This is a genomic window from Streptomyces sp. NPDC058257 (genome assembly GCF_042881845.1).
GTDB lineage: Bacteria > Actinomycetota > Actinomycetes > Streptomycetales > Streptomycetaceae > Streptomyces.
Genome location: NZ_JBHVXJ010000012.1, coordinates 96,896 through 122,881 on the forward strand (window position 1 = coordinate 96,896; position 25,986 = coordinate 122,881).

At 70.5% G+C, this 25,986-nt stretch carries 22 protein-coding genes and 1 riboswitch; of the genes, 10 read left to right on the forward strand and 12 right to left on the reverse strand.

Features of this window, described 5'->3' with window-relative positions:
• Positions 1 to 350: 350 nt before the first annotated feature.
• Complete coding sequence (locus ACFVXC_RS26735) at positions 351 to 3,476, reverse strand: alpha-N-acetylglucosaminidase (protein WP_389909644.1); 3,126 nt, start codon at positions 3,474 to 3,476, stop codon at positions 351 to 353.
• A gap of 188 nt (positions 3,477 to 3,664) precedes the next feature.
• Between ACFVXC_RS26735 and ACFVXC_RS26740 the strand changes: the two genes are divergently transcribed.
• Complete coding sequence (locus ACFVXC_RS26740) at positions 3,665 to 4,093, forward strand: hypothetical protein (RefSeq protein WP_389909647.1); 429 nt, start codon at positions 3,665 to 3,667, stop codon at positions 4,091 to 4,093.
• A gap of 118 nt (positions 4,094 to 4,211) precedes the next feature.
• Here the strand turns inward: ACFVXC_RS26740 and ACFVXC_RS26745 are convergent, their stop codons facing one another.
• The 3 genes from ACFVXC_RS26745 to ACFVXC_RS26755 form a co-directional block, all read right to left on the reverse strand.
• Entirely contained in the window at positions 4,212 to 5,726 is a 1,515-nt protein-coding gene (locus ACFVXC_RS26745; protein ID WP_389909649.1) for a DUF1996 domain-containing protein, read from the reverse strand.
• Positions 5,727 to 5,803: 77 nt separating this feature from the next.
• Positions 5,804 to 6,454, reverse strand: a complete 651-nt coding sequence (locus tag ACFVXC_RS26750) for a LuxR C-terminal-related transcriptional regulator (RefSeq protein ID WP_389909652.1) — start codon at positions 6,452 to 6,454, stop codon at positions 5,804 to 5,806.
• Positions 6,439 to 7,710, reverse strand: coding sequence for a sensor histidine kinase (locus ACFVXC_RS26755; protein ID WP_389909655.1), 1,272 nt, complete (start codon positions 7,708 to 7,710; stop codon positions 6,439 to 6,441). Before ACFVXC_RS26755 ends, ACFVXC_RS26750 begins: the two co-directional genes overlap by 16 nt.
• A 232-nt stretch (positions 7,711 to 7,942) precedes the next feature.
• On the opposite strand from ACFVXC_RS26755, the gene ACFVXC_RS26760 reads away from it, so the two are divergent.
• Positions 7,943 to 10,150 carry an MMPL family transporter gene (locus ACFVXC_RS26760; RefSeq protein WP_389909658.1) on the forward strand — a complete coding sequence of 736 codons (2,208 nt, stop codon included), beginning with the start codon at positions 7,943 to 7,945 and terminating at the stop codon, positions 10,148 to 10,150.
• Positions 10,151 to 10,303: 153 nt separating this feature from the next.
• Here ACFVXC_RS26760 and ACFVXC_RS26765 read toward each other — a convergent pair whose 3' ends face one another.
• The 5 genes from ACFVXC_RS26765 to ACFVXC_RS26785 all read right to left on the reverse strand — a co-directional run bounded on the left by ACFVXC_RS26765 (position 10,304) and on the right by ACFVXC_RS26785 (position 14,624).
• Positions 10,304 to 11,299: an NAD-dependent epimerase/dehydratase family protein gene (locus ACFVXC_RS26765; protein WP_389909661.1), complete on the reverse strand. Its 996-nt coding sequence runs from the start codon at positions 11,297 to 11,299 to the stop codon at positions 10,304 to 10,306.
• Positions 11,300 to 11,399: 100 nt separating this feature from the next.
• The gene (locus tag ACFVXC_RS26770) at positions 11,400 to 12,005 is read right to left on the reverse strand and encodes a winged helix-turn-helix domain-containing protein (RefSeq protein WP_389909664.1); all 606 of its coding nucleotides are present in this window, start codon (positions 12,003 to 12,005) and stop codon (positions 11,400 to 11,402) included.
• 432 nt (positions 12,006 to 12,437) lie between these two features.
• A complete protein-coding gene (glnII, locus tag ACFVXC_RS26775) occupies positions 12,438 to 13,457 on the reverse strand; it encodes a glutamine synthetase (protein ID WP_389909667.1) in 1,020 nt (339 codons plus the stop codon).
• A 178-nt stretch (positions 13,458 to 13,635) separates the two neighbouring features.
• Positions 13,636 to 14,106 carry a hypothetical protein gene (locus tag ACFVXC_RS26780; RefSeq protein ID WP_389909670.1) on the reverse strand — a complete coding sequence of 157 codons (471 nt, stop codon included), beginning with the start codon at positions 14,104 to 14,106 and terminating at the stop codon, positions 13,636 to 13,638.
• Positions 14,107 to 14,255: 149 nt separating this feature from the next.
• A complete protein-coding gene (locus ACFVXC_RS26785; RefSeq protein WP_389909673.1) occupies positions 14,256 to 14,624 on the reverse strand; it encodes an ArsC/Spx/MgsR family protein in 369 nt (122 codons plus the stop codon).
• A gap of 142 nt (positions 14,625 to 14,766) precedes the next feature.
• Between ACFVXC_RS26785 and ACFVXC_RS26790 the strand changes: the two genes are divergently transcribed.
• Positions 14,767 to 15,072 (forward strand): hypothetical protein, encoded by a 306-nt coding sequence (locus ACFVXC_RS26790; protein WP_190081278.1) that lies wholly within the window; start codon positions 14,767 to 14,769, stop codon positions 15,070 to 15,072.
• A 202-nt stretch (positions 15,073 to 15,274) separates the two neighbouring features.
• Positions 15,275 to 16,630, forward strand: coding sequence for a DUF2252 domain-containing protein (locus ACFVXC_RS26795; RefSeq protein WP_389909677.1), 1,356 nt, complete (start codon positions 15,275 to 15,277; stop codon positions 16,628 to 16,630).
• 62 nt (positions 16,631 to 16,692) lie between these two features.
• On the opposite strand, the gene ACFVXC_RS26800 is transcribed toward ACFVXC_RS26795, so the two are convergent.
• Positions 16,693 to 17,835 carry a haloacid dehalogenase-like hydrolase gene (locus ACFVXC_RS26800; protein WP_389909680.1) on the reverse strand — a complete coding sequence of 381 codons (1,143 nt, stop codon included), beginning with the start codon at positions 17,833 to 17,835 and terminating at the stop codon, positions 16,693 to 16,695.
• A gap of 236 nt (positions 17,836 to 18,071) precedes the next feature.
• Here ACFVXC_RS26800 and ACFVXC_RS26805 point away from each other — a divergent pair, with 236 nt between their 5' ends.
• From ACFVXC_RS26805 to ACFVXC_RS26825, 5 genes are all read left to right on the forward strand, one after another.
• Positions 18,072 to 18,938, forward strand: coding sequence for a helix-turn-helix domain-containing protein (locus ACFVXC_RS26805; protein WP_389909683.1), 867 nt, complete (start codon positions 18,072 to 18,074; stop codon positions 18,936 to 18,938).
• A 5-nt stretch (positions 18,939 to 18,943) separates the two neighbouring features.
• Positions 18,944 to 19,438 carry a VOC family protein gene (locus ACFVXC_RS26810; RefSeq protein ID WP_389909686.1) on the forward strand — a complete coding sequence of 165 codons (495 nt, stop codon included), beginning with the start codon at positions 18,944 to 18,946 and terminating at the stop codon, positions 19,436 to 19,438.
• 69 nt (positions 19,439 to 19,507) lie between these two features.
• Positions 19,508 to 19,694, forward strand: a riboswitch (cobalamin riboswitch).
• A 65-nt stretch (positions 19,695 to 19,759) separates the two neighbouring features.
• A complete protein-coding gene (locus tag ACFVXC_RS26815) occupies positions 19,760 to 20,800 on the forward strand; it encodes an ABC transporter substrate-binding protein (RefSeq protein ID WP_389909689.1) in 1,041 nt (346 codons plus the stop codon).
• 146 nt (positions 20,801 to 20,946) lie between these two features.
• Complete coding sequence (locus ACFVXC_RS26820) at positions 20,947 to 21,954, forward strand: FecCD family ABC transporter permease (RefSeq protein WP_389910027.1); 1,008 nt, start codon at positions 20,947 to 20,949, stop codon at positions 21,952 to 21,954.
• Positions 21,955 to 21,992: 38 nt separating this feature from the next.
• Positions 21,993 to 22,820 carry an ABC transporter ATP-binding protein gene (locus tag ACFVXC_RS26825; protein ID WP_389910030.1) on the forward strand — a complete coding sequence of 276 codons (828 nt, stop codon included), beginning with the start codon at positions 21,993 to 21,995 and terminating at the stop codon, positions 22,818 to 22,820.
• 106 nt (positions 22,821 to 22,926) lie between these two features.
• On the opposite strand, the gene ACFVXC_RS26830 is transcribed toward ACFVXC_RS26825, so the two are convergent.
• Positions 22,927 to 23,742, reverse strand: coding sequence for an MBL fold metallo-hydrolase (locus ACFVXC_RS26830; RefSeq protein ID WP_389909692.1), 816 nt, complete (start codon positions 23,740 to 23,742; stop codon positions 22,927 to 22,929).
• A 224-nt stretch (positions 23,743 to 23,966) separates the two neighbouring features.
• Here ACFVXC_RS26830 and ACFVXC_RS26835 point away from each other — a divergent pair, with 224 nt between their 5' ends.
• Positions 23,967 to 24,593 carry an ABATE domain-containing protein gene (locus ACFVXC_RS26835; RefSeq protein ID WP_389910033.1) on the forward strand — a complete coding sequence of 209 codons (627 nt, stop codon included), beginning with the start codon at positions 23,967 to 23,969 and terminating at the stop codon, positions 24,591 to 24,593.
• 168 nt (positions 24,594 to 24,761) lie between these two features.
• On the opposite strand, the gene ACFVXC_RS26840 is transcribed toward ACFVXC_RS26835, so the two are convergent.
• On the reverse strand, positions 24,762 to 25,532 hold the full coding sequence (locus tag ACFVXC_RS26840) for an alpha/beta hydrolase family protein (protein ID WP_389909695.1): 771 nt from the start codon (positions 25,530 to 25,532) through the stop codon (positions 24,762 to 24,764).
• Positions 25,533 to 25,986 lie beyond the last annotated feature (454 nt).

A 25,986-nucleotide genomic window follows, 5' to 3' on the forward strand; every position in this document is an offset into this window, starting at 1 on the left:
TTCCCCACCGACCCGCCCGGCACCCCGCATCCACCCCTGACCGAACAAGCTCCTCCCCCCCCAGCCACCGGGGGACCGGCCCGACGCACCCGCAGTCGGCGACGCTCGCGAGGGGACGTGCCGGTATTTCCGCCCGGAGCACGGTTCGCTTCACTCCGGAACCGAAGTGGCGAGGCGCCCACCGGCGGATGGCGAGGACGGACATACCGGCGCGGCCCCGCCCCCAGACGAAGCCGCCCCGCACCGCCGGCCCCCGGCCCCCGGCACCCGGCCCCAGCCCCCAGCCCTAGCCCCAGCCCCCAGCCCCCAGCCCCCAGCCCCGGCGCCCCGCGCCCCCCGCGCCCCCCGCCTCAGCCGACCCCCCAGTCGCTGAACTCCACCGTGCCCCGCCCCCCGTCACCCCCGTTCGTCGCGCTCATGAACAGCCCCACATCCTGCGCCCCCGCGACCTTGGGCACGGACACACTCGCCACCACCCGCCAGTTGGCCCCGCCATCCGTCGAGCACGACCCCGTCAGGACGTCCCCGGCCCGCCCGAGCCGCAGCAGCACCGGCGTCCTGACCCCCGTGATCCGCTTGTACGTGTCCAGCGTGCCGTCGCCGTTCGTGTCGTACGAGAGGACCACGCCGTTCGCCGGAGTGACCGCGAGGTCGACGAACCCCGGCGACCCCGCCACACCCATCGCGTTGCGCGCGATGATGCCCGCCCTGGCCCACGGCCCCGTGACCGTCTGGGTGTCGACCCGGACCGTCACCGAGACGCCGTCCCGCAGGGCGCCCTCGCGGTACAGCGCCCCGAACTCCGTCGTGCCCTTCCACAGGTCCGCGCCCGCTCCGTTGATCGCGTAGCGGCCGTCCAACTCACCGAAGACCGCTGCGTTGTTCGTGTACTTCCTCCAGCCAGGACCCACCGGGCCCGCCTCGAACAGCACGCCCTCGTGGACGGCCCGCACCCGCCGCTCGCCGGCGGGGCCGTACTGCACGGCGATCTCGTACGGGAGCGGACGCAGCGGATGGTCGAGCGGTGTTCCCGGTGCGCTCGCCTGCCAGGCGACCTTGCCCGTGCCCGCCGCGGCGACCCGCGGCAGAGAGACCGGGCCCGACGGCTCCGCGTCGATCCCGCTCAGCTCGAAGTCGACACGGCCCGTGGCCCGGAGCCCGTTGACGTTGCGGAAGACGGCCTCGACCCGCGCGTGCCCGCCGGGCGGGAGCGAGGCGGGGGCGGCGACGACCTCCAGAGACCCCTGGTACGGCGCACGGGCCAGCACGTCCCGTACCCGTGAGGCCGTCCGGTACGCGTCGCCGATGCCCCGCAGGGGATAGTCCTTGCGCTCCCGGGTCCACGGCTCCTCCACCGCGAACCAGTCCACCTCGCGCGGCGCACGCCCCGCGGCAAGCGCGTCGGCCAGTTCGTCGAGCCACTTCTGCCACCGGGGCACGTAGAAGTCGGCCATGAGACCGGCCCATTCACGGTTGCCGTACTCGTGCAGGGCTCCGCCGTCGGACGTCGCCCGGCCGCCCCACGTCGTGATCAGGACCTTGGCGGTCCGCTCGAACTCCGCCCGCTCGGCCTCGTTCGTCCCCATCCGCCGCGCCGACTCCACCCAAGGGCCGAGCAGGAACGCCGCATTGGTGGCCGTCAACTCGTCCGAGAGCCGCATCAGCTTCAGCCACAGCGTGGACAGCGTGCGGAAGGTGTCCGCGTCCTTCTGCCGGTACGCGGCCCGAAGCTGCGGCAGCAGCTGCCGGCTCCGGTGCGCGAGCGCCTGCCGGGCCACGTCCACGACGTCGTACCGGTACGCAGCGCTGTCCCGTAGTGCGCCACGGACCCCGAGCAGTCCGGTCAGTGCCGCGTCGAAGCGGCCCGGGTCGTAGGTGAGCGCGCGCGGCGAGTACTCGGCGGCGCGGTTCGCCGCCAGGTCGGGGCGGGCCGCGAACAGCGAGTCGTGCGGGTCGCTCCGCTCGACGGCGGTGTGCTGGTAGGCGGTGTCGTGCAGCGCCCGCCACGCGTGCAGGGCGTCGGCGTCGCGCCCGCCGTAGCGGAACCGGGCATAGCCGTCGAACCAGACCCCCAGGTCGAGCTTCTCCTGCGTCCAGGCAAGCTCGGAGAAGAGCTCGAAGGTGGCCGGGTCCCGGTCCGTCGCCTCCGGCATGAACGCCGTGCCCACGAGGGCGCTGCCGCTCTTGTCCCGCCACGCGAAGAACTTCTCGTTCCAGATGTGGGCCCGGGCGCCGATCGTCGTACGGCCGCCGAAGTTCGGAATGGTCCCGAACGTGTACGGCGTGCCGCCCCAGTCCTTCTCGCGGTCGGTGACGCTCTTGAACCGGTCGGAGACCCCGTCCACGATCAGCATCCGCCGCCGGTCGATCGCGTCGAGCAGCGCGGGCAGCGGGTTGGCCTCCCAGCCGAGGATCACCCAGGTCGCACCGGGACGCGCCTTCCGCAGGGCCGCCTCCACCCCGCGCGCGGCGTCCGGCACCGGGACGTCCCCCGCGGTGCCGCCCTCGTGCAGCAGGTCCATCTTGAAGTTCTCGGCGGCCCCGAAGAGCCGCTCCTGGTGCTTGTAGAAGGATGCGGCGACCTTCCCGAAGGACGCGGTCCGCGGGTCGAGCCAGTCGGGTCTCTTGAACCCGTGCCAGGTGCCCTGCGGCACCACCTTCGCGTCCCCGCCGTTGCGTGCCACGAACCCGTCGGGGACGTGGCCGTAGTAGCCGGGGAGTACGGGCGCCATCCCGAGCGAGCGCAGCCGGTCCACGATCCTGCGCCCGAGGTCGGCGCGGTCCTTGATGACTTCGGGCGACAGCGGCCCCCCGTACCCCGACAGGTTCTGCAGCAGCCACCACGCCTGGTGCGAGGGCGCGGGCAGCCACGCACGCGCCTCGGCGTCGCTGTAGCCGAAGTCCTGGAGCACCCGGTGGTAGACGGCCTCCGCCCCCGCGATCACCAGGACCTCGTTGCAGCCGTGCAGGGCGAGCACGTCGATCATGCGTTCCCAGTACGCCCAGTCGGCGTGCGGCGCGGTGTACCCGTCGTTCGTGTCGTTCAGGGCGAACCGGTGCGGAAGCGAGGTGGACCGCTGAAGCGGGCGCGAGGGCGCGGGAAGTCTGCTCGGCAGGTCGAGCTGGTCGCCGTTCCAGGCGACGTGGGCCCCGCAGACGTACTTCAGATACCAGTGGACCCCGGTGAGCAGCACGGCGGGCGTCGTACCCGACACCTCGATCCGCCCCGTCGTACCGGTAACCCGGAAACGGTCCGTGCCGCCCTTCGCGGGGACGAGTCTGAGACGGAACTGTTCCGCGTGATGCGGCAGGAGTCTGTTGAGTGCCGAGCGCGCGGAATCCGTATCGAAGGCGTAGACGGGGCCCTGGACGGGCCCCTCGGCGGCGTGGGCCGGGACCGCCACCCCGCCGACGGCGGCAGCGAGGCCGATGGCCCCGGCTGTGCCGAGCAGGGAACGTCGGGATGGATCGCTCATGTGTACCCCCTGGGTCGGATGGTGCGGCGCACGGTATCCGTGCGGCGTCCTGCGCTCAACGGCGCATACGGAGATGGCGAGTTCACCTCGCCTGAAGGGACTGGTGGACGATGAAGGCAGCGCGAAGGACGCTTGGGGGCGCGAGCAAGGGCATGCGCGGACGCATGCGGACGGGCATGGGTGTGGGCATGGGTGTAGGACTGCTGATGATGCTCGTGGCGTGCGGCTCTGACGGCGACGACGCGCCGCCGGACATGGCGAGCGGCAGCCTGGAGCAGCTGGCGGCCAAGGCGCGGTGCACGCCCGACATCCAGACGGACGCGGCCGAACTGCGGCAGGCCACCTGTGACAAAGGTGCCCGCCGCTACGTCCTAGTAACCTTTACAAATGCCCGTGGCCAGGCCGAATGGTTCGACGAAGCCACCGATTACGGCGGCACGTACCTCGTCGGAAAGAAGTGGATCGCGGTCGGCGAGGAGAAAGTGGTCATGCGGCTGCGCGGCCGGCTCGGTGGGACGGTGGAGAAGTCCTCGCACCACTCGGGGAGTAGCGGTGGTGGGGATCACGAGGACGGAGGCCCGGGGCACTCGGGCCACTCCGGTCACCACACGGGCTGACCGCGCAGCGGTTCACGGGGGGGGCAGCTTGCGCACTGAGCCGATCGGCTCGGCTCAGTCGCAACGCTCAATCGGAACGCTCATCGGAACGCTCGGCCGTGGCACTCGGTCGCGGTACTCAGTTGCAGCGCTGACCACTGTTGATGCACTTGGCCATGCGTTTCATCAGCTTTTCGTCGAACACGTTGATGAAGTCACCGTGATCGGTGACCGGTTTGTGCAGCTGCTCGGGGAACGAGTCGACGGCGAATCCCGGCCCCGGCGGCACGTCGTACACGATGCGCTGCACCAGCTGCGGAATGGCCTTGAACCCTTGCGGGCAGGCACCGCTTCCCTTGTCGGCGAAGGCCACATGCGTGCGGTGGTTGGCGCTGTCGGTGTTCTGGCCGTCCCAGCAGCTCTGGAAGTTGAAGGTCCGCACGACCTTGCTGCCGTCGGGGCAGATCGGATACTTGTCCTTCAGCTGCCGGTTCTCGAAGCCCGTGCAGCTCCAGGACGCGTTGGCGTTCGTGTCACCATTGGTGAGGGCCTTGGCATCACCGGTGATGACGCGCAGGAAGCGCGGCATCGCGACGACCTTGCTCGTCGGATTCCCGGCGAACTTCAGCGTGACCGAGGCCGGGGTCTGGATCTGGCCGACGTTCTGGTCCTTGCCGCCGCCGTCCGCTCCGGCGTCGTTCTCGTCCTCTCCGTTCTGCAGCCGCAGGACGGGCCAGTAGTAGGTGGACTTGTCCCCCTGGTTCCGGCACGTGGTGGCGCCGTTCGCGAGATCGTCGTCGCTGGAGAAGGCGTCCGTCGCCTGATTTCCGATGTAGTCGTGCATATGGTGAGCGCCATTGCTCACGCCCGGCGCGGCGATGACATTGTCCGGATTGAACTTGCCGTTCTCGTTCTTCCCGCATTTCGTGGTGAAGGTGCCGCGCGACGCGCCGCGCTGTTTGCCGGGGCGGTCGACGTTGGGCTGGACGGAGTTGATGTCGGCGAAGTCGCCGGCCTCGGGGCCGTTGCCGTTCTGCTGGTCCGGCGGCTGCCCGGCACCGTCACCCGGTGGCTGCTGCCCGCCGTCGCCCCCGTCAGCGGGCGGCTGTTCGCCGCCGTTGCCGTCCTGGGGCGGCTGCTGTCCGCCGTTCCCGTCCTGGGGCGGCTGCCCGGCGTTGTCATCGGCCCGCATGGTGCACGGCGCCATGCCGTCGATCCCCCGGGGCGCCTTGCCGCCCGCCCGGCCGATCGACGAGCCGATGCCCTCGATGGTCGGCCGCCGCTGCTCCTCCAGGGGTCCGAGCACGGCCCGTGCCTGGCCGGTGTCCTTGGCCCCGGCGAACTTCTCGTACGCGGCGGTGATCTGGGTGTCCAGCTCCGCGAGCCGCCGGTCGACGTCCTCGCGGGCGCCGTCCGGCACGTCCGACAGCTGGGTGCCCACGTCCGGGCAGCTGATGGTCGCAAGGCCCATATTGCCGCCCTGCTCGCCGGACCGGTTCCTGGCGGACGGCGATTCGGAGCTCTGCCCGGCGTTCGCGTAGACATTCACCGCGACCATTCCGCCGCCGCCCAGGATTAGCGCCGCCGAGGCGGCGATGGCGCGCCCGGCGAGTTTCGATCGTTTGCGTGATGTGCGTCGTGGTGTGCGTCCCATGGGACTACGTACGCAACAGGAGGCGGCGCCGTTCAATCACGCGTGTAATTCCCCCGGCGCTCTCTCGGGCGATCTCCTCAGCGCCCTTGATCCAGATAGGCGAGTACGGCGAGAACCCGCCGGTTGTCGTCGTCCGAGACCGAGAGGTCCAGCTTCCCGAAGATGTTGGACGTGTGCTTGGCGATCGCGCGTTCCGTCACCACGAGTTCCCCCGCGATCGCCGCGTTCGACCGCCCCTGCGCCATGAGTTCGAGCACCTCGCGCTCGCGCGGCGTCAGTTTGCCGAGCGGCCGGTCCGCCGAGCGCCGCGAAAGGAGCTGCTGGATCACCTGCGGGTCCATCGCGGTGCCGCCCGACGCGACCCGGCGCACGGCGTCGATGAACTGATCGGCGTCGAAGACCCGGTCCTTGAGGAGGTAGCCGACCCCGCCGTTCCCGTCGGCGAGCAGCTCGCGCGCGTACAGCTGCTCCACGTGCTGGGAGAGCACGAGCACGGGAAGACCCGGCCGTTCCCGCCGCGCGGCGAGCGCGCACTGCAGTCCTTCGTCCGTGTGGGACGGCGGAAGCCGGACGTCGACGACTGCGACGTCCGGCTCCAACTCGGCCAGGGCCTTGGTGAGTTCGGGCCCGGTCTCGACTGCGGCGGCGATCTCGAAGTCGAATGCCTCCAGCATCCGGACCAGACCGTCACGCAGCAGGAAGAGATCTTCGGCTAGGACAACTCGCAAGGGATCTCCATGGTCACCATGGTCGGGCCGCCCGCGGGACTGCTGACGGCCAGTACGCCGTCGAATGTACCGAGTCGGCGTTCGATCCCGCTCAGCCCGGACCCCGCCCCGATGGACGCGCCGCCCTTGCCGTTGTCGGTGACCGCGACGCGCAGCATGCCGTCCGTGTGGTGGATGTCCACCCAGACGTGGTCCGCGCCCGCGTGCTTGATGGTGTTCGTCAGGGCCTCGCTCACCGCGAAGTACGCCGCCGACTCCACCGGCTCGTCGGCCCGGCCGAACAATTCCACGTCCACGTCCGTCTGTACCGGAAGCCGCAGCGCAAGGGCCTTCACCGCGTCGCCGAGGCCGCGCTCGGCGAGCACCGGCGGGTGGATCCCGCGGACCAGGTCGCGCAGCTCGGTCAGCGCCTCACCGGAGTTCTGCCGGGCCTTGGCGATCATCTCCTTGGCCTTTTCCGGGTTCTTCTCGATCATCGCCTCGATGGTGCCGAGGTCCATGCCCATCGCGACGAGTCGGGCCTGTGCGCCGTCGTGCAGATCCCGCTCGATACGGCGGAGTTCGGCGGCGGAGGAGTCCACGGCGTCGTGCCGGGTCTCGGTCAACCGGTCGACGCGCTGGGCCAGTTGGCGCTCCCGCATGGAGACGGTGGGCGCCAGCAGGGAGCGGGTCAGGAGGAAGTGGGCGCGCAGGATGGCGGGGCTGGTGAAGATGCCGATGACGCCGAGCGCGGTGCCGAGCAGGGCGGCCATGTTGGCGTCGCTCTGCGAGGTGACGTGGATGAAGCCGTACCACTCGCCGCCGCCCGCGTCGTAGATCGGCTTCCAGACGCCGAGGGCGAGGACGTACCCGTACAGCGGGTAGAGCAGCAGCGCCGGTGCGAAGATCACCGTCACATAGCCGGCGGTCATGTCGACGAGAAGCCACTGCAGGTCGCGCCAGGTCGCCGGGTCCTTCAGCATCAGCGAGGTGCGCTCCACCTGCCCGGTGACGCCACGGCGCAGGTCCGCGGGGAAGGGGCGGTAGGGACGCGGGATGTGGACGTCCGACCACGCGCCGGCCTGGGCGCGGCGCAGGTCGGCCCACTTGCGTACGCCGGTCAGCACCACCGGAGTCGTGAAGACGCCGATCCCCAGCGTGATGAAGGCGATGGACAGGACCGACAGTACGAAGAGGGTGATCGAACCGGCGAGCATGATGACCGACAGGAAGAGCCCCCGGGCTCCCGCGATCACGGATTCACGGACCCTCGTCATTTTCTGTTCCCCATCTCTACTGGCGGCATGAGCACATTCTCGCCGCTGGGACCGGCTCCGGTCATTGGGTCCGGCACCCGAGCAGGGGGTGTACCTGACGACACCCCCCTATGTCGCCCTGTGCTTCCGACAGTGGGGGCTTCGGCGGCTGGGTGCGCGGGCCCCGGATTTCTAGCGTTGTCCCCGTCGACAACCGACTTATCCAACGCTTATCTATGGGGGCGAAAACGCCATGAGGCCAAACCTCGCGGCACGACTCGGTGTGTGGAGCGCCCACCACCGCAAGACGGCCATCCTCGGCTGGCTGCTCTTCGTCGTGCTCGCCACGACCATCGGCGGGGCCTCGGGCATGGTCACCGCGTCCGACGACGAGATGGGGGTCGGCGACTCGGGCCGGGCCGCGGCGATCCTCAAGGACGCGGGCGTGGAAGAGCCCGCGGGCGAGCTCGTCATGGTCAGTTCCAAGACGCCGGACGGCTGGCGGGACGCGGCGGGAGACCTCTCCAAGGCGCTGTCCGCGACCGGCGACACCAGGAACATCCAGGCGCCGCTGCCCTCCAGGGACGGCAAGGACGCGCTCCTCCGCTTCCAGATGAAGGGCAAGTCCGACGAGGCCGCCGACCGAGTCCAGCCGGTGCTCGACGCGGTGCAGAAGGCGAAGGACAAGGGCGCCGATGACGGTCTGGCCGTCTACCAGTTCGGCGACGCCAGCTCCGAGAAGCATCTCGGTGACCTGCTCTCGGACGACTTCACCAAGGCCGAGTTCACCGCGGTGCCACTTGCGCTCGGCATTCTCCTGGTCGCGTTCGGGGCCGTGGTCGCGGCACTGCTCCCGGTCGGGCTCGCGCTGACCGCGTGCGTGGCGGCCTTCGGCCTGCTCTCGCTCGCCAGCCACCAGCTGCACCTCTTCGAGACGACGTACTCGGTGATGTTCCTGATGGGGCTCGCGGTCGGCGTCGACTACTGCCTGTTCTATCTGCGGCGCGAGCGGGACGAGCGGGCGGCCGGACACGACGCCGATACCGCGCTGCGGATCGCGGCGGCCACCAGCGGGCGTGCCGTGCTGGTCTCGGGCCTGACGGTGATGGTCGCGATGGCGGGCATGTTCCTGTCGGGGCTGCTGCTCTTCAAGGGCTTCGCGGTCGCCACGATCCTGGTGGTGTGCGTGGCGATGCTGGGCTCGGTGACGGTGCTTCCCGCGCTGCTCTCCGCGCTCGGCGACCGGATCAACGCGGGGCGCATCCCCTTCCTCAGCCGCAAGGCAACGAAGGGGGAGCAGGGCAAGAAGGGCGCGCACGCCAGTGGAGGCATCGCGGGCAAGCTGCTCCACCCCGTTCTCGCCAGGCCGAAGTTCTTCGCCGTCGGCTCGGTGGTCCTGCTCCTGGCGCTCGCGGCGCCCGCGCTCGGCATGAAGACCGAACAGCTGGGCCTGGAGAAGCAGTTCGGCTCGGACGCCCCGCTCTCGGTGTCCTTCCGGGAGATCACCAAGGAGTTCCCGGGCGGCCCGGCGCCGGCCCAGATCGTCGTCAAGGCGGACGACGCGGCCGGCATCGGGTCGAAGGAGATGCGCGACGCGCTGGCGGCGGTGGTGCGGGACGCGGGCAAGGGTGCCGAACTCACCGTCCACAAGAGCGCGGGCGTGGCCGAGATCGACGTACCCCTGCCCGGCGACGGCAGTGACGCGCGGTCGAAGGAGGCGCTCGGCGAGCTCCGGGACGACGTGGTGCCCGCGGCCTTCGACGGTCTGGACGCGGACGCGTACGTCGGCGGGGACCTCGCGTCGTCCGAGGACTTCAGCGACCAGCTCAGCAAGGGCATCATCCCGGTGTTCGCCTTCATCGCGGCGGTGACGTTCCTGCTGATGCTCTTCAGCTTCCGTTCCGTGGTGATCGCGGTGACGTCCATCGCCCTCAACCTGCTCTCGGTGGGCGCGGCCTACGGTGTGATGGCCGCGGTCTTCCAGCACGGCTGGGGCGCTGAGCTGATCGGCTCGGAGCAGGTGGGAGCGGTCGAGAACTGGATACCGCTGTTCGTCCTCGTGGTCCTCTTCGGCCTGTCGATGGACTACCACGTGTTCGTGGTCTCGCGGATCAGCGAGGCACGGGACAGCGGCCTGGACAACCGCGCGGCGATCCGCGAGGGCATCACGCGGACCGCGGGCGCGGTGACGGGGGCGGCCGTGATCATGGTGGCGGTCTTCGGGGTCTTCGGCACCTTGTCCATGCAGGACATGCAGCAGATGGGCGTGGGCCTCGGCGTGGCGGTCCTGCTTGACGCGACGGTCGTACGGATGGTGCTCCTGCCGTCCCTGATGACGCTCCTGGGAGAGCGCAACTGGCGTACACCGCGCGGGCTTTCATGGCTCCCTAGGGTCTCGCACGGGGAGGCATCGGCGCCCCGGCGGCCTGCCACGAAGCCGGTGCCGTCGGCAACGGTGTAGGTGCGCTCCGTCGGGGCGCGTGCGGTGATCTGCGGGCCCGGTGGGGGCTGGTCGCGCCCACGCGGCGGAGCCGCACATGTCACAGTCCCACGTTCCTGAAGGGGCGGTGGTCAGGGCCGGAAATCCGGCCCTGACCACCGCCCCTTCCCCCCGTCACAGGCCCAGCGCCTTCGCTTCCTTCTCCGGGGCCAGACCCACCACCGGACGGTCGGGGCGTTGCGGGGCCCGGCCGCCGATCGAACGGAGCCAGGCCCAGGTGTCCGCGACCGTCTCCGCCACGGGCCGCGCCCGCAGCCCCGTGGCCTCCGCCATCTTCGTCGATGTGCGGTGCATGGAGTCATGCATTTCCCCCGGAGGCGCCCATACCGGGAGTTCCGTCCATGGCCCGATGTCGTGCTCGGCGATCACCGAGGGTTCGGTCCAGCGCAGTTCGGTATCGGCCGCACCGGCCACCGCGACGCACGCCTCCAAGAGCTCCCCCATCGTGGTGTGCGCGATGGGGGAGACGATGTTGTACGGGCCGTGCAGACCCACGAGAGCCGCGTCGAGAACCCACTCCGCGAGGTCGCGCGCATCGATGTACTGGAGGCCCAACTCCCTTGGCCCCGGGGCCAGTACGGGACCGCCCCGGGCGACGCGGTTCAGCCACCACGGCAGCCGCCCGATGTTCTCGTGCGGACCGAGGATCAGCCCCGCACGGGCGAGCACGGTGCGCTGGGCCCCGAACTCCGCGACGGCCGCGAGCTCCCCGCCCCGCTTGTCCTCGGCGTACGCCACCGCGTCCGCGTCGGGATCTCCCCCGACGAGCAAGTGGCTCTCGTCGGAACCCGCCGCGATCGGCCACTCGTACACGGAGACGCTCGACACGTACGCGTACCGCCCGGCCCGCCCCGCGAGCAGCCGCGCCGCATCGCGCACGGCACTCGGCGCCCCCGACCAGGTGTCGACGACCAGGTCCCAGTCCCCGTCGAAGGCGGCGAGCGCGTCAAGACCGCCCTCCGCCGTACGGTCGCCGAGCAGCGACACCGCGCCCGCGGGTGCCTCATGGCGCCCGCGATGGAGGAGCGTCACCTCCCAGTCACGCGCGAGGGCCGCCTCGACTACGGCCCGCCCCACGAACTCCGTACCACCCAGCATCAGAAGTCTCATGCCGACGACTCTGCACGCCCCGCCCGGCCGGTGGGAACCGGTTTCTGCTGGTGGCAGAGCCCGGCCCCACCGGGAACCCGAGCGTCCGGCAACCCTCAGGTCAGCGCGGCGTCGGCGGCGCGTACTTGTAACCCACCCGCCGCACCGTCTGGATCGTCTGACGGTGGTCGGCGCCCAGCTTGCGCCGCAGCCGCGCGATGTGGACGTCGACGGTGCGCCCGTCGCCCACGTGCCCGTACCCCCACACCGTGGTCACCAGCTGATCGCGCGTGTGCACCCGGTGCGGGTGGGCGACGAGATGCGCGAGCAGCTCGAACTCCAGGTAGGTGAGGTCGAGTTGCTTGCCGTCGACCTGCGCCGCGCGCTGCGCGGAGTCGATCCGGACGGGCCCGGTGGACGCCTGCTCCTGGCCGCGCCCCTGCCCGGCAGGACGCAGCGGCTCGGGCTCGGCGGCGTGGGGCTCCTGCCCGGCCGGTACGAGGACGAGGTAGCCGACCATCGGCGGCTGGCCCGGCAGGGTGGGCAGCGTGTGCTGGGGCGCGGGCAGCCAGGTCGCGCCCGGCGGCAGGAAGTCGGTGATCTGCGCCACCTCGTCCGGGGCGACGGCTCGCAGCCGCCCCCGGCCGGGGCCGGGCAGCGGTGTGGCGGGGGCGGTAGCCGTGGCGGTGGAAGCGGTGGACGCCGAGAAGGAACGGGAGTTCGCCATGGAGGTCAGCTCTTTCGCGCGGAGGAGTCGTCAGTCAACGAGGACGTACGTACGTCGTGCGCGTCAGGCGAAGGCCGGGTGAACGGCTTTAGAGGGCCTGCGCGTTCGTCGCGCGGCAACACACCCGGTCGAAATCATGGTGCTGACGGGAAGGCCAGAACGGCTCAAGGTCGTGGTGCCGACCCGTCGCGATGTTCCCGTAGCTGCCCATGCCCCCATTGAAGCAGATGGGAGGGGCGGCGGTCGTTCCCTCTCGCACGCTGATACGGCTCCTTGGCGAACCCTTGGCTTGAAATGGACCCTCAAGGCAGTCCTTCAGACGGCCGTGCAAGCGGCGATGCGGGCGGCGATGCGGGCGGCCATGCCGAAGGGGGCGCCCACCGATCCGGCGGGCGCCCCCTTCAGGAACGTACGAGGGAGGCACGTACGGGATCAGACCTGGCCGGCCTTCTCCAGGGCGGTGCAGCAGGTGTCGACGAGCAGGCGCGTCACGACGTACGGGTCGACGTTCGCGTTGGGGCGGCGGTCCTCGATGTAGCCCTTCTGCTCCACCTCGACCTGCCACGGGATGCGGACCGAGGCGCCGCGGTCGGAGACGCCGTACTTGTACTCGTCCCAGGGAGCGGTCTCGTGCAGACCGGTCAGGCGGTCGTCGATGCCCGCGCCGTAGTTCTTGACGTGGTCGAGCGGCTTCGAGCCCTCGCCGAGGGACTCGCAGGCGGTGATGATCGGCGCGTAGCCCTCGCGCATCGACCTGGTCGAGAAGTTCGTGTGCGCGCCTGCGCCGTTCCAGTCGCCCTTCACCGGCTTCGGGTCGAGCGTGGCCGACACCTTGAAGTCCTCGGCGGTGCGGTAGAGCAGCCAACGGGCGATCCACAGCTGGTCGGAGACCTCCAGGGGCGCCAGCGGGCCGACCTGGAACTCCCACTGTCCCGGCATGACCTCGGCGTTGATGCCGGAGATGCCCAGGCCCGCCTTGAGGCAGTTCTCCAGGTGCGCCTCCACGACGTCACGGCCGAAGATCTCGTCCGAGCCGACGCCGCAGTAGTAGCCGCCCTGCGCGGCCGGGAAGCCGCCGACGGGGAAGCCGAGCGGGCGGTCGCCCTCGAAGAAGGTGTACTCCTGCTCGATGCCGAAGATCGGCTCCTGCGAGCCGAACCGCTCCTCGACCTCGGCGAGCGCGGCACGAGTGTTGGACTCGTGCGGCGTCATGTCCGTGTTGAGGACCTCGCACAGGACGAGTACGTCGTCGCCGCCGCGGATCGGGTCGGGGCAGGTGAAGACCGGCTTCAGCACGCGGTCGGACGCGTGACCCTCGGCCTGATTGGTGCTGGATCCGTCGAAGCCCCAGGTGGGGAGCTCCGCGCCGTCCGTCATTATCTTCGTCTTCGAACGGAGCTTGGCGGTCGGCTCGGTGCCGTCGATCCAGATGTACTCAGCCTTGAAGGTCACGGGGCCATCCTTAAACGCTCGGTACGGCGCAGAACGTGCGGGTGCTGCGGTGCCGTGGTGATGCCGCGGAGCATGCCAACGGGCGGTTTCCCGTCCGTTGCCCGAATGTGAACCCGGTGTTACCCGCGGTGTATGTGGCTCACTTCACTCCTTCACTCCGCTCCCCGCGTCACGCGCGTCACTTGATGACGGCGTTGGCCGCCGCGATCAGCAGCCCGATCGCCGCGTCCGCCATGCCGAGCAGCACGGCCGAACGCCGCCGGTAGCCCGCACGGAGCGCGGCGAAGGTGCCGAGGGCGAGCAGGAGCGCCGCGTTCATCAGGAGCGCGGAGCAGGTGACGGGCGCCTCGGGCCAGTCGAAGGTCCCGGCGAGCACGAGCACTGCCACGGTGGGCCAGCAGGCGACGATCAGCGGCCACTCGTCCATGAGCGCACGGGCCGACTGCCGCCACCGGCGCAGGCCCGATCCCGGCCGGTGCGTGGACATGTGGTGCGCGTATCCGTGCGCCAGGGCCGCGGTGCCCGCGGTCACCATGATCCAGGCCGCGTCGTAGTACGGCGTGTACGCCTGCTTCTCCGAGTGCAGTGCCGCGATCAGCGCGCTCGCGAGGATGGTGCCGTATACGCCTTGAAACTTCAGGCTCCGCACGGCGCACTCCTTTCCGCTTTCCGCATCCCGGATCCGTTGTCCGGTCGGCGGCGTGTGGAGTGCTCAACGCTATGGAGGCATATGTAACGGTTTGACGGATATCGCTCATCGGTCGGGGGTCATCTGCGGTGCGCCCGTGGGCGAAGTGACTACCGGGACAGCGCGTCCCGTACCGCCTCCTCCGTGCGTCCCACCACCGCGGTGCCGTCGTCGGCGGTGATGATGGGCCGCTGGATGAGCCTGGGGTGCCCGGCGAGCGCCGTGATCCAGCGGTCGCGGCCCGACGCGTCGCGCGGCCAGGCCTCGCGGTCCTTCAGGTCCAGCTCCTTGGCGGCGTCCTCCTGGGTGCGCGTGATGTCCCACGGCTCCAGGCCGAGCCGGTCGAGGACGGCACGGATCTCGTCCTCGCCGGGTACGTCGTCGAGGTAGTGGCGGACGGTGTAGTCGGCACCCTCCGCGTCGAGCAGGGTGAGCGCGCCGCGGCACTTCGAGCAGGCGGGATTGATCCAGATCTCCATGCGCACACGCTACCTCCGCCCCATCCGTCACACGCCCTCAAAGCCCGTCTGGCCAGCGGCGATTGTCAGTGCCCGGCAGTAGAATTGAAGCAGTGTTCGAGGGTTCCCGACGGGGGTTCCTGACCGCGACAGGAGGATGCCTGTGCCCGCTGCCGCACTCACATCGAAGTCGAAGCGCAACGCTTCCCGGCCCGTGATCATCGACCCGACATACGCACCACTGGAGAAGCGACCGCTCCCGGCCGGACGGCCGCGCGAGTGGTACATCACGCACAACCGGCGCCTGAAGGCCATGCGCCTGGCGATAGCCCTCCTCGACTCGGGCGTCTATCTGGCGAACCAAGCGAGCAACACCCGGATCCGGAGCATGGCGGAGGACGTGGGAATCCATCCGCCGTCGGACATCACCTGCCATATGGTGCGCGCCCTCATGCGCTACAGCCGCTGAGCTGTCGCACGGAGGCGTACGGACGTGCACGGACGCGTACGGGCGTGCGTGGACGTGCACACGGGCGGGGGCCTCGGGCCCCCGCCCTTCGGCGGGGTCACCCGTTCGCCGTATCCGGCATGCGTACGCGCCTACGGCGGCATTGGCTGCTGCTGAGAGGAGGCTGTTGCCTGGAGTTGCCGACGGAGAGGGGCCAGGGGCGATGACCACCCCGGACGAGCGTGCCCGGCAGGGCAGGGCCGCCCGCAAGTATGCCTCCCGTTCCTCGCACGGGGCCTGGATACCCTCCGCCGACCGCCCCGACCCGGTGGCTGTCCTCGAACGGCAGGGCGCGGGCCGCGTACAGGAGCTGCTGCCCATCCGGTACGCCCGCATGGCCGCCTCCCCGTTCTCCTTCCTGCGGGGCGCCGCCGCCGTCATGGCCGGAGACCTGGCTGTCCAATGGCACTCCGGGCTCATGGTCCAACTCTGCGGCGACGCCCACCTGTTGAACTTCGGCCTGTTCGCGTCGCCGGAACGCACCCTGCTCTTCGACCTCGACGACTTCGACGAAACCTGCCCGGGACCCTTCGAGTGGGACGTCAAACGCCTGGCCGCGAGCATCGCCGTGGCGGCCGGCGGCAACGGCCACCCCGAAGGCAGGGCGCGCGAGGCATGCCTCGCGGCGGTGGCCGCTTACCGCGCGTCGATGAGGCGTCTGGCGGGTCTGGGCGAACTGGCCGTCTGGTACGAACGGACGGACGCGCAGGACCTGTTGCCCCTCATCCGCTCCGACCGCCACCGCGAGCGCGCGGCGGCCACCCTCGACCGGGCCCGCCGCCGTACGAGCCTGCGGGCGCTCGGCAAGCTGACGGAGGAGGTGGACGGGGCTCCAGGCGTCCGCCGCATCATCCACGACCCGCCGTTCCTCGAACCGGCGCGCGCCCCGGACCTCGCGGCCGTGCGCAAGATCTTCGGCGACTACCGCTCCACGCTCGCCGAGGAGCGCCGACTCCTCCTCGACCGCTACCACTTCGTGGACGCGGCGCGGAAAGTGGTGGGCGTGGGCAGCGTCGGCACCCGCTGCTTCATCGTGCTCCTCGCCGGGCGCGACGCCGACGACCCGCTCTTCCTCCAGATCAAGGAGGCGGTCCGCTCGGTCCTGGAGGAGCACCTTCCGGCAGGACCGTACGCCCATCCAGGACACCGCGTGGTCGCCGGCCAGCGCCTGCTCCAGGCGGCGAGCGACATCTTCCTCGGCTGGATGACGGGCCCCCAGGGCCGCTCGTACTACTGGCGCCAGCTCCGCGACATGAAGGGCTCGGCGGACGTAGAGGCCATGTCCCCCTCGGAGCTGCGCTCCTACGCCCGGCTCTGCGGCACGGCTCTGGCCCGCGCCCACGCCCGCTCCGGCGACCGTGTGGCCATAGCCGCCTACCTGGGCGGCTCCGACACGTTCGACCGGGCGATCGCGGACTTCGCGCTGCGCTATGCCGTGCAGAACGCCGAGGACCACGCGGCGCTGACGGAGGCGATCGCCTCGGGGGTGGTGCACGCCGAGGATCCCAGGCCGCTCTAAGGGCGGTGGCGCCTTCGCCGCGCCCGCGGGAGTGCCCCCACCGCCCCTGATCGACCCTGGGCCTAGCGGATCTCGTCCGGGACCACCGTCAGCCACCGCTTGTCCGCGGTCACCTTCTGGCCGAGCTCCCGCTGCCGGTCGGCGTTCTTCTGCTTCATCTCGTTCAGCTGCTTCATGTACGAGTCCTTGCGGTTGACCCAGACCCGCGCCCCGCCGTGCGCCACGTCCGCCGAGTGGAACAGCATCGGGCCGTCGCTCACCGGGGTGTCGCCCGCCGCCAGGACGGGCTTCTTCCACTCGTCGATGTACGTGCTGATGGCCGCGGGCTTGCCCTGGTACCAGGTCAGCGGCGCCCACAGGTTCGGCGTCAGCTCGCGCTTGGCCAGCTTCTTCTCGTCGAAGCGGCCCTCCGCGATCTCCTTGCGGGAGCTGGTGATCTTGCCCGTCTTGCGGTCCTTGAGCTGCAGGCCGACGCCGATGACGTTCTCGGGCTTCACGTTGTAGCCGTACTTGGGGTCGGCGAGGACCATCCGCACCAGGTCCTCGCTGGCCGCGCTGACGACGTACACCTCGATGCCGTGCCCTTGCAGCGAGTTGTAGAGCTCCTGCATGCCGGTGAAGAACTCGGGCTTCTTGACCTCGGTCTTCGTCAGCTTCCCGTCCTCGTAGTACTCGGCGGGGATGGGCTTGTCGTAGGCCAGGAGCTCGTCGACGTATCCCTTGAGCTCCTTCAGCGTGAAACCGGAGAAGATCTGCGCGGCCCACGGGTAGGAGACCTGGTCGTCGATCTCACAGAGCCGAATGTAGTAGCTGTAGAGGCTCTCCTTGTGCTTCGCCGTGTCCTTGAAGGGGATGGTCTTCAGCGACGGGTCCATCGACTTGCGGGTCAGCACCCCCTTCATCTCCAGGAAGGGCAGGAGGGACTCCTCCAGGTCGTTGCGGTACGTCGTGTTGTCCGCGTCGAAGACGGCGTACGCGCCCTTGTGCTCGTTCTTCGCGATGACCTTGCCCAGCTTCTTCGCGACCGGCTCGGGCCAGTGCTTCAGCTCGGCCGTGGCCTTGGAGGTCTTCGCGGCGGTTCTCGCCGAGGCGTCCGCGGCCGTCGCGTCCGTGCTCGGCCAGAGAGCCGTGCCCGCGAGAACGGCCGCGGTGAGCGCGCCCGCCGTGCCGAGTACGGCCAGCTTTTCCTTTGCCTTTACTGCCATGGTTCTGTGCCCCCTGAGAGCGGTCTGCGCCCCGTCCGGAGCGGCGGGTCATCGTATGGGGTGGGGCAGCGGATTCCCATGATCGACATCACCGGACGGAACGGGCATGGGTCGGCCGTGGGCGGGTAGTGACGTAGTGGCATCGGACACCTGCCGGGCCGCTCGGGCTTGCTCAGGTGCGCTCCGGCCCGCTCGCGGGCCTGCTTCCCAGCGGCGCTCATCGCATACTGGTGTGCATGGAGACCGTCTCCCGCGAGTTCGTGCGGGCCGCTCCGCGGCTCGACGGCATGGTCGTGTCCGCCGTCGGCTACCGCACGGCGGGTGAGCGGCCCGGCCTGCACCGCGGCCTGCCGTCCCCGTATCTGACGCTGATCTTCTCGCTGGACGGCCCCGTCGCCACCGGCCTCAGCCCCGAGCAGGCGGTCGGCCCCGATGCCATCCGCACGGACATCGTCCTGGGCGGCCTGCACCAGTCCCCGGCGTACGTCGTGCGGCCCGAGCACGAGGCGGGCATCCAGCTCGCCGTGCATCCGCTCGCCGCCCGCGCCCTGTTCGGCGTACCGGCCTCGGAGCTGACCGGTGGCCTGGTGACGTCCGGCGCGCAGGTGATGGGGCGCCGCGCCGTCGACGTACGGGAGCTGCTGTGCGAGCAGGGTGGGTGGGAGGAGCGATTCGCCTCCCTGTCCGGCTACCTGAGGCAGCGCGTGGCCGACGCCGACGCGGACGCAGCCGTACGGCCCGAGGTCGCCGAGGCCTGGGCCTGGCTGGCCCGGCACCGGGGCGTCGGCACCCTGCGCGGCCTCTCCCGGCACGTGGCGCTCAGTGAACGCCGCCTGACCACGCTCTTCCGTGCCGAGACGGGCCTGAGCCCCAAGCAGGCGGGCCGTCTGATGCGCTTCCAGCGCGCCCGCGACGCCGTCGTACGCCCTGTCGCCTCGGGCGGCGCCCCCGACCTGGCCCGAGTCGCCGCCGACTGCGGCTATTACGACCACTCCCACCTGGTACGGGACTTCCGGCAGTACACCGGGGTGAGCCCCAGCGGCTGGCTGGCCGAAGAGTGCCGGAATATCCAAGCCGGGAGCCATGGCGGGGGCGAAGAGTAGGACTCATGGACACCAACGAGAAGCAGCAGCCCCAGTCCCAGCCCCAGTCCCAGCCCCAGTCCCAGCCCCAGCCCCGGTCCGCCTCCGCTTCGGCCGGGCGTGCCCCCGATGTCTGGCCGTCGCTCCAGGCCAACGACGCCCCCGCCCTGATCGACTTCCTGGTCGGCACGGTCGGCTTCCTGCGCACCGCCGTCTACGAGGACGGCGACCGCGTGGCCCACGCCGAGCTCGACTGGCCCGAGGGCGGCGCCGTGATGCTCGGCTCGTACGACGAGAAGTCGCAGGAATGGTGCCTGAAGCCGGGCACCTTCGGGGCGTACGTCGTCACCGATCACGTGGACGACCTCTACCAGCGGCTCAGCGCCGCCGGAGTGGAGATCATCCGCGAGATCGAGGACCTGCCGTACGGCAGCCGGGAGTTCGCGATCGCCGACCCCGAGGGCAACAAGTGGTCCTTCGGCACCTACCGCGGCGCACCCAGGCCCGACCAGGCGTCCTGACTGCCATTCTGACCAGGCATTCTGACGGGTGTCCTGACCAGGCATTCTGACGGGCGTCCTGGCCTCGCGTGATAGCTTGCGGACGCCAGTCGACCCACACCAGGGCCAGGGAATCCGGTGCGAATCCGGAACTGACGCGCAGCGGTGAGGGGGTACGGGCGGGGCCACGGCCACTGGGCGTCCACGGACGCCTGGGAAGGCGCCCCGTCCGGCCGATCCCCGAGTCCGAAGACCTGCTGGCGCCTTCGCCCGCGCACCGAGCGGCGGAGGTGACGAAGCAGGCCAGGCTCCGCGTATGAGCCGTGAGACTCAAGGGATCGTGTGTCCTCCACAGCCCGTCGTGTACGTATACCCGTCCTCCTCAGTGCGGCTCTGGTCGTCACTCTGACCTCCTGCGGCGGCTCGCCTGCTTCCTCCACCACGGACAAGAAGGCCGACGGCTATCCACTGACCCTGACCTCCTGCGGCAAGAAGGCGGAGATCAAGGCGCCGCCGCAGCGGGCGGTCTCCCTCGACCAGGGCTCCACCGAGATCCTGCTCTCCCTCGGCCTCGCGGACCGCATGGTCGGCACCGGGACCTGGACGGACCCGGTGCTCAAGGGCCTGGAGAAGGACAACGCCAAGGTGCCCCGGATCGCCGACAGCTACCCCTCCTTCGAGAAGGTCCTCGCCAAGGAACCGGACTTCGTCACCGCGTCCTTCCTGGCGACGGTCAGCAAGGGCGGCGTCGCGGACCGCGCCAAGTTCGCCGAACTGGGCGTACCCGCCTACGTCTCACCGTCCGACTGCGCGGGCAAGGACAACAGCGGCGACGGTGACGGCAAGCGGGTCAAGACGCTGACCATGGACACGGTGTACGGCGAGGTGCGGGACCTGGCCAAGGCCTTCGGGGTCGAGAAGCGCGGCGAACGCCTGATCACGGAGCTCAAGGGCCGGGTGGCGAAGGCCACGAAGGAGATCGACGCGTCCGACACGACCCTCCTCTACTGGTTCGCCAACTCCGACGCCCCCTACATCGCGGGCTGCTGCGGAGCGCCGGGCATCATCACCCGCGAGCTCGGCACGGAGAACGTCTTCGACGACACCCGCGAGGAGTGGCCCCAGATCAACTGGGAGACGGTGGCGGACCGCGACCCGGACGTCCTGGTCATCGGCGACCTCACCCGCAAGTCGCAGACGGCCGAGAGCGCGAAGAAGAAGATCGAGTTCCTGGAGTCCAACCCGGTCACCAAGAACCTGACCGCGGTGAAGAAGAAGCGGTACGTGCTGCTGAGCGGCCAGGCCATGAACCCGACGATCCGTACGGTGGACGGCGTGGAGCAAGTCGCCGACGCGTTGCGCGAGTTCGGGCTCGACAAGTGAGGGGCGGCGCCGGTTTCGGCGCCCGTGCCCGTTCCCGTTCCCGTGCCCGTTCCGGTGTCGGTGCCCGTTCCGGTGTCGGTGTCGGTGTCGGTGTCGGTGTCGGTGTCGGCGCTGGCGTCGGTTCCCGTGTCGGCGTCGCGGGCGGTGTGCGCCGCGTCCTGCTCTGGACGTCGGGATTCGCCGCCCTCGCCCTCTCCGTGGCGGTGGCCGTCACGATCGGCCCCGCCGACATCTCCGTACCGGACGTGTGGTCGGCGGTGGCGGCCCACCTCGGCTGGGGCGAGGCGACGCTGACGCCGATCCGGGACGGCATCGTCTGGAACCTGCGCATGCCGCGCACGCTTCTCGCGGCGGTCTGCGGCGCGGGCCTCGCGGTGTGCGGAACGGTCCTCCAGTCCCTCCTGCGCAATCCGCTGGCCGACCCCTTCGTGCTCGGTGTCTCCTCGGGCGCTTCCACGGGGGCGGTCGCGATCGTCGTCCTGGGGGTCGGCGGGGGAGTGGTGTCGATCTCAGCGGGGGCTTTCGTGGGGGCCCTCTGCTCGTTCGCCCTCGTCCTGCTGCTCAGCCACACCCTGGGCGGGAGCACCGACAGGGTGGTGCTTTCCGGGGTGGCGGCGATGCAGCTCTTCTCCGCGCTCACTTCCTTCGTGATCCTTACGGCGGGCGACGCGGAGACGACGCGGGGTGTCCTGTTCTGGCTGCTCGGCTCGTTGAGCGGGGTGGGCTGGACGGACGTCTGGCTGTGCGGGGCGGTGCTCGTCGTCGCGCTCGTGATCTGCCTGGCGCATGCCCGCACCCTGGACGCGTTCGTGTTCGGCCAGGACGCGGCGGCGACGCTGGGAGTCCACGTGGCCCGCACCCGCCTCCTGCTGCTCTCCACCACGGCCCTGCTCACGGCGGCGCTGGTCAGCAGCGCGGGTGCCATCGGCTTCGTCGGCCTGGTCCTGCCGCACGCGGCCCGCGCCCTGGTCGGCTCCGGGCACGCGCGGCTGCTCCCGGTCACGGCGCTCGCGGGCGCGGTGTTCCTGGTGTGGGTGGACACGCTTGCGCGTACGGTCCTGGACCCGCAGGAGGTCCCGGTGGGCGTGGTGACGTCCCTGATCGGCGTACCGGCATTCGTCCTGGTCCTCTACCGCACGCGAAGGGCGACGTGACCGACGTGACCGACGTGAGCCACGACATGACCGACGACATGACCGACGACGTCACCGCGGGCGTGACCGAGGACGTGATCACGCACGCCGCTGTCCCCGGCCTGCGAGCCGACCGAGTGACCAGAACGGCGGGCGGCCACCTCATAGTCGACGGAGTGACCCTGGCCCCGCCGCCCGGAGCCACGGTCGGCCTGCTGGGCCCGAACGGCTCGGGCAAGTCCACCCTCCTGCGCATCCTGGCGGGCGTCCTGGCCCCGGCATCGGGAGCGGTCACGCTGGACGGCCGCCCGCTGCGGGACGTGGGCCGCCGCACGGTGGCACGCAGGGTGGCGATGGTGGACCAGGACGCCACCACGCAGGTTGAGTTGTCGGTGGAGGAGGTCGTACGCCTGGGACGCATCCCGCACCGCAGAGCGTGGTCCCCGTCCACGCCCCAGGACGATGAGGCGGTCCACGAGGCCCTGGCCCGCACAGGCCTCGCCGACCGCGCGGGCCAGTCCTGGCACACCCTCTCCGGCGGCGAACGCCAACGGGTCCAGATAGCCAGGGCCCTGGCCCAGGCCCCCCAGGAACTGCTCCTGGACGAACCGACCAACCACCTGGACATCCAGCACCAGCTGGACCTCCTGTCCCTGGTCGCCGACCTCCCTCTGACCAGCGTGATCGCCCTGCACGACCTGAACCTGGCCGCCATGTTCTGCGACCACGTACTGGTCCTGCGCGAAGGCGTGGCCCACGCGGCGGGCACACCGTCCGAGGTGATCACGGAGGAGTTGATCGCCAAGGTGTACGGGGTACGGGCGGTGGTGACGAGGGTGGACGACGGCCCGGACAGCCGCCCGTCGATCCGCTTCCTGAGGGGCTGAGTTCCTCGCCGCTCCTGAGGGGGCGAGTTCCTCGCCGCTCCTGAGGGGGTGAGTTCCTCGCCGCTCCTACGGGGTGAGTTCCTCTCCGCGGCGTCCGCGAGGCCCGTCAGTCGAGCCGCAGACGTTCGGCGAGGCCCGCGGCGGTGAAGGCGACGACGAGTTCGGTGCGGCCCTCGGTGAAGTGGGCCCAGCTGTCGAAGTGGACGGGGACGACCCGGCGCGCGCCGAGGATCTTCGTGGCCTCGGCTGCCTGGGCGCTGTCGAGGACGATCGGTGCGCCGTCGAACAAGAGGGGGAAGCGGGGCGCGCCGGCGAAGAGGACGGCGGTGTCCACGGGGCCGAAGCGCGCGGCCGTCTCCTCGACCGCGGTGAGCGAGGCGTTGTCGCCGCTGACATAGACCGTGGGCAGGCCGTCGCCGGTCAGGACGAAGCCGACGACCTCGCCGGTGAGCGGTTCGACGTCCTCGCGCCTGCCGGGACCGTGCACGGCGGGCACGCCCGTCACGCTCACGTGTCCGCCGCCGGGCCGGTCGAGCGCGACGGACTCCCAGTCGTGCAGTCCCTTCACCTTGTCCCCGAGGCTGTCGTGCAGGCGGCGTCCGCCACCGGGCGTGGTGAGGGTGAGCGGTACGTCGGCGAGCAGGGCGCGGCCGGAGACATCGAGGTTGTCGGGGTGCTCGTCGTGCGAAAGCAGGACCACGTCGACGGGGCCGAGAGCGGAGAGGGGGGCCGAAGCGGGCGCGGTCTTGGTCAGGCCGGGGCCGCCCGGGGCCGGGTACTCGCCAGGTGCGTCGAAGGTGGGGTCGGTGAGGAACCTCAGACCGCCGTACTCGAAGAGGGCGGTCGGGCCGCCGAAGACGCGTACGGGGATCTGCTCGTCGTCGGTCGTGCCGGAAGCAGCCATGGAGGACGTGGATGACATGGGGGAGACGCACCTCACGGATGGGAAACAATCTATCCGTGAGAAACGGTAGCTGTCTCTCACGGATGAAGGCAATGCGTACCATGAGAAAGGTGAGCGAGATCCTGACGGCCGAGCCTGCGGAGCCGACCGAAACTACCGAGTCGGCGCCACTGCCCGCGGAGCCGGCGTCATCGTCCGCCGGGTCAGCGGAGCTGGCGTCACCGCCCACTGAGCCGACGGAGTTGGCGTCACCGACCGCCAGGTCAGCGGAGTCGGCGTCATCGTCCACCGAGCCCGCGCCACCGCCCGCGCCGGGAGCGGACCAGTACCCCGCACTCGACTTCGCCAACAGCGCCATCGCCCTGCCCGGCGGCCAGTTCACCGACTTCCTCGGCACCCCGGCGGCCGCGAACCGCTGGCTCACCGAACGCGACCTGGCACCGGCCGACTCGGGTCTGCAGGAGATGTGTACGGCTCAGCTGCGCACCCTGCGCGAACAGATCCGTTCCTTGCTCGCCGCCCGGCTGGACGGCTGCGCACCCCCGGCGAGCGCGCTCGCCGCCCTCAACGAGGCCCTGACCAGGGCACCCGCGGCCTCCCTGCTCCACTGGGACCGCGCACGCGGCATGTACCGCGCCGCGTCCCACCCCACGACGCAGATCGTCGAGCACGCCCTGGCGACCCTCGCCGCCGACGCCGCCGCCCTGCTCACGGGCCCCGACGCCGAACGCCTCACCGCCTGCGGCTCCCCTCCCTGCAACCGCTACCTGCTGCGCCACGGCCGCCGCCACTGGTGCTCAACGCGCTGCGGAGACCGCGCCCGCGCGGCCCGCGCGTACGCCCGGCGTACGCGGCAGAAGACGGCCTGACGCAGCCTCGATGCTTCGCGCTGCCGCTGCCCTGAACCAGGGCCGTATGGAACTGGTCAAGAACTGCGGTCCTGGTCCGGCGGTTACGTCTACTCCAAGGCCAAGGCCAAGGCCAAGGCCAGGGTCAAGGCCAAGGCCAAGGTCACCTTCAGTCGTCCGAGATGCCGCTTATTGGGGTCGTGGCTCGTCGAGGTACTGGTCGGCCCAGGCGCTGATGATGTGAGCAGCCCGCTGCGCCTGCCCTCGCGCGGTCAACAGATGGTCCGCGCCTTCGAGCGAGATGAAGCTTCGCGGGTGCCGTGCCTCCTGGAAGATCTCCGCGGCATTGGAGATGTCGACGGTGGAGTCGGTGGGCGAATGCGCCACGAGGAGCGGAAGGTCCACCTCGCCGATCCGGTCGCGCAGGTGAGCCCGGCGCACGTCCTCGACGAAGGCGCGCTTGAGAACCAGAGTCCTCCCGCCGACGAACCACTCGTGCGCCCCGTCACTGAGGACGCGATCCAGGACCGAGTCGTACTGCCGCTCGACGTGACTGGGGTCGACGGGCGCCGCAATCGTGGCCAGCGCGCGGAGGCCGACGATCTCGCGCGCAGCCGCGATCGCGGCTGCGCCTCCCCAGGAGTGCCCCACCAGCAAATCCACCGGAGTCCCTCGCTCCGCCATGAAGGCCGCGGCACGGACAGTGTCCTGCACTTTGACGGTGAAGGAACCGTCCCCCCAGTCGCCCTCGGAGTCTCCGATCCCGAGATTGTCGAAGCGCAGCATGCCGATGCCCTCGCGTGCCAGCTGCTTGCTGACGCGCGAGGCGGCCGGCGATTCCTTGCCCAGGGTGAATCCATGTGCGAAGAGCCCCCAACCTCGGATCTCGCCCTCCGGCAGGTCGATCACCCCGGCCAGTTCGGGGCCGACGACGCTCGGGAATCTCACTTTTTCGTTCATGTGCGGCGCTCACCTAAGCAGGGACTGATCGTGGGGCAGGGAGACGAGAGCGACACTAGCCGGTGTCAGCACTAGCCGGTGTCAGCGCCAGACCAACAGAACAGAGGGGCCGCCTCCCCGTTCCAGGAGACGGTCCCACCGCCCATGCTGACGCGGCGTCGGGCTCACCCGACCAAGTGGCGCCCTCCCGGCGGGTGCAGCGTCACAAGCAGAAGCAGCGCCGTGCTCCCGGCCAGGCCGGACAGGACTCGGTGTGCAACCGCAGCACCACCCGGCCCGATCTCGCGGGCCCTCGAAATGCGCAGGTCTCGGGTGCGGCCGTGCCACACAGCAAGTGAGGGGGGGCCCCCCCCCGGGGGGGGGCCCCCCCCGGTTAATAAGCGCCCGAACCGGAAACCCCCGGCGGGGGGCCCCCCCCCGCCCCCGGCGCCGGGCCCCAACCCAGGCAAAACAC